A 3534-nucleotide genomic window follows, 5' to 3' on the forward strand; every position below is an offset into this window, starting at 1 on the left:
GAACTGGCTCTGCAACTGCGCCGACACCGTCGACAACTGTTGCCGGAACAAAAAGCTATTATGTATCGCGTACCGTTAATAAATGCGAGAGCGCAAGAACTGAGATTGTTGTAACAGTATCTGCCTGTGCACCTCCTGCTGCTCCGAAAGTGGAAGACATCAGTTATTGTGTTAATCAAAAGGCAGTTCCGCTTACCGCCACCGGGGTAGCTGGAAACACAATTTTGTGGTACAATTCCAAAACAGGTGGAACCGGCACTACAACTGCGCCTACTCCGGGTACAGGCACTGTGGGTACAGCTACCTACTATGTGAGCCAAAAGGCGCCAAATGCAAAGTGTGAAAGTGAAAGAGCTGAGATTACCGTGACAGTGAAGAATTACTCGCTGGTTCCAACGGTAACAGCTACGGTTAGCCTTTGTCAGAATGTAACAGCAACTGCATTGACAGCTACCGGAACTAACCTGAGCTGGTATACCAGTTCAACTGGCGGCTCACCGCTCGCAGCTGCGCCTGTGCCGGTTACCACTGCTGCTGGCACAACTAGCTATTACGTGAGTCAGACAACAGATGGCCGCTGTGAAGGGCCGCGTGCAAAAATCGAGGTGGTAGTTAAAGATACCCCTTTAGCTCCAACGGTGACTCCAACCCAATACTGCGTAGGTGAAAAGGCGGTGGCACTTACACCAGCCGGCGGCGTTTACAAATGGTATACTGCTGCCACTGGCGGTACCGGCTCAGCAACAGCGCCAACTCCAACTACCACCACTGCCGGAACCACTTCTTACTATCTTACACAATCCAATACTTACGGCAACCTTTCTTGCGAAAGTCCGCGTGCAAAAAAGGATGTAGTTGTGAATGCAACGCCGGCGACGCTGCCGACAGTTTCAGATATTTTCTGCCAGGAAAGGGAGGACAAAACTTACTCTTTCCCCACCAAAGCAGCCGATGGAAATACACTTAAATGGTACAGCGCTGCAACCGGAACTACGACAGTAAGTACGCCGGTGATCAACCTGAAAACAGAAGGAGAGAAAACCTTTTATGTAACTCAGGTATCGGACAAGAGCTGTGAAAGTGCCGCGAGATCTTTACAGAAAGTCCGCATAAAACCACTTCCAGCAGTGCCAACAGTAACTACTCCTACCATCGAATACTGCCAATTTATCAAAGCAGACCCATTGAAAGCTACTCCAATGGCGAATGCGACGCTTTATTGGTACGGAACTAATGCTACTGGCGGAGATTCGAGTACCATTGTGACGGTACCTTCAACTGCCGAGGGAGGTACAATCTCTTACTATGTAGGCCAAACGCTTGAAGAATGCCCAAGTGATCGGGCGAAAATTGATGTGAAAGTAAACACTACTCCGAAGCCGACCACCAAAACCTACCTTGAATACTGCCAGGGTGCAACTGCCCCGATTCTGGATGCAACCGGAACTATATTGAAGTGGTATAGAACTGTTGACGGTGAGTGGCAAGGATTTCCATTTACGCCATTTACAGATAAGGTACAGGATTACTCATTTTACGTAACCCAAACCGGCGTTGAAAACAAATGTGAAAGTCCGAAGGAAGAGATCACGATCCACATCAAATCACTTCCTTCTGCAACAATTACGGGTACTTCTACCATTGACCTGGGTGAGACTGCCAATGTGAACATCAAATTTACCGGCGAGGGACCATGGAGCTACATCTTGTCAGACGGTAGTAAGGGTACTACTGACCAGGCTAACATCCAGGTGCCGGTGAAGCCAAGCACGACCACGATTTACCTGTTGACAGAAGTTGCCAATGCATGCGGAAAAGGAACGCCGATCGGACAAGCACTTGTGAATGTGAAAATCCCTACGATCAACTCTGGAAACCCTTCGATAGCGGAGGCTTGTGCGGGTAAAACATTCAATGTGCCTTTCCAGCAATCCGGTGATTTCCCTGCTGAAAATACTTTCAAGGTTCAGATCGCGACGGAAAATGAGGATAGCAAATTCTACACGATCCCTTCCGTTGCGACGAGTAACTCCGTGACGGCAACATTCCCGGATACAACAGAAGGCGGGCGCTACTATACACGGGTGATCAGCTCGGGCACAAACGCTGCGTTTTTGGTAAAAGGAAGCGTAAGCGCGATCACGATCATGGCGAGCCCGCTTCCGGTAGCAACACTTTCTGGCGCACAGACTATCCTGGTAGGTGAGAGCGCAACTTTAAAAGTAGAAACGACAGGTAAGGCGCCGTGGACTTTTACGCTGAGTACCGGAACAAAAGACACGCTGATTACGGCTAATACAACTCCGTTTACCTTCAAAATAGCACCATCAGCTACGGTTACCTACAACATTACGAAGGTTACCAATAGCTGCGGAACAGGTACGGGAGCAGGCTCGGCGCGCGTACAGGTAGACCCGATCCTGGGCGTAGAACCACAGCAGCCTTCAAACTGGGTGAAAGTGTATCCGACATTGATCCAGTCTTCGGTGACCGTGGAGGTTTCAGGGAACATCAAACCGAAGCAGGCACGCGTGGAAGTAATTGATTTGAATGGAAGATCAAGAGCAATCCAGCAAATCGAACAGAAAACGACGGAGGTGAATTTCGCGAACTATCCTTCGGGATTGTATTTGCTTAGAATCCAGAATGGAAACCTCAGTACAGTTCAGCGGGTGATGAAACCTTGATTTTGGATAAATAAATAAAACCGGGACATTCATTAACAAAATGGATGTCCCATTTTTTTTAGAATATGGACATACAGGCTGACATACTCGATAACTATTTCATGGCAGAGGCAATGCGAATGGCGGAGAAAGCTTATGAGGAAGGCGAAATTCCGGTGGGCGCGATTGTGGTGCTGGGCGAGCGCGTAATCGGTAAAGGATATAATCAGACAGAGCGCCTCAATGATGTGACTGCACACGCCGAAATGATCGCGATTACAGCCGCAGCAGATCACCTCGGATCGAAATACCTTTCGGATTGTACTTTGTACGTGACACTTGAACCTTGTGTGATGTGCGCGGGCGCATTGTACTGGTCGCAAATGAAGCGCGTAGTAATAGGAGCGAGCGACGAAAAGCGTGGTTTTTTGAAGCTGGGAAAACCCATTCTACACCCTAAAACGCAGCTGACAAGCGGAATTCTTGCATCGGAATCGCAGGAGCTATTACTCAAATTTTTTAGGCAATTAAGAACATAAAGCGTTTATATGCTGTTAGTCTTCTAGTGCAACATTCATATTTTATCATTAAACTACACTGAAAATGGCATTTACACTTGATCCCTTACCTTACGCAAACAATGCATTGGAACCACATATCGATGCATTGACCATGGAAATTCACCACGACCGTCACCACCAGGCATACGTTACGAACCTGAATGCAGCCGTAGCAGGAACTGAGCTGGAAGGCAAAAGCATAGAAGAAATTATCTCGAATATCAGCAAAGCTCCGGCACCTGTGCGCAACAATGGCGGCGGTCACTGGAACCACGCTTTCTTCTGGAAATCGCTTTCACCAAACGGCG

Annotated in this window: 3 protein-coding genes; all 3 read left to right on the forward strand. The window is 48.2% G+C overall.

Translation table 11 applies throughout. The annotated features are described in order from the left end of the window. Window positions 1-2687 (forward strand): T9SS type A sorting domain-containing protein (locus ACTIE6_RS20350; RefSeq protein ID WP_439558381.1); only part of this gene is annotated, 2687 nt, incomplete at its 5' end. A 65-nt stretch (window positions 2688-2752) separates the two neighbouring features. After that, window positions 2753-3205, forward strand: a complete 453-nt coding sequence (locus ACTIE6_RS20355; protein WP_439558382.1) for a nucleoside deaminase — start codon at window positions 2753-2755, stop codon at window positions 3203-3205. Between the two features lie 64 nt (window positions 3206-3269). Next, a partial coding sequence (locus tag ACTIE6_RS20360; RefSeq protein ID WP_439558383.1) for a superoxide dismutase occupies window positions 3270-3534 on the forward strand: 265 nt, incomplete at its 3' end.

The organism is Dyadobacter sp. (assembly GCF_051859145.1).
Lineage (GTDB): Bacteria > Bacteroidota > Bacteroidia > Cytophagales > Spirosomataceae > Dyadobacter.

Excerpts from the sequence above, each read along its gene's own strand:
- ACTIE6_RS20355 (WP_439558382.1), top strand. The coding sequence starts at position 2,753 with ATGGACATACAGGCTGACATACTCGATAACTATTTCATGGCAGAGGCA.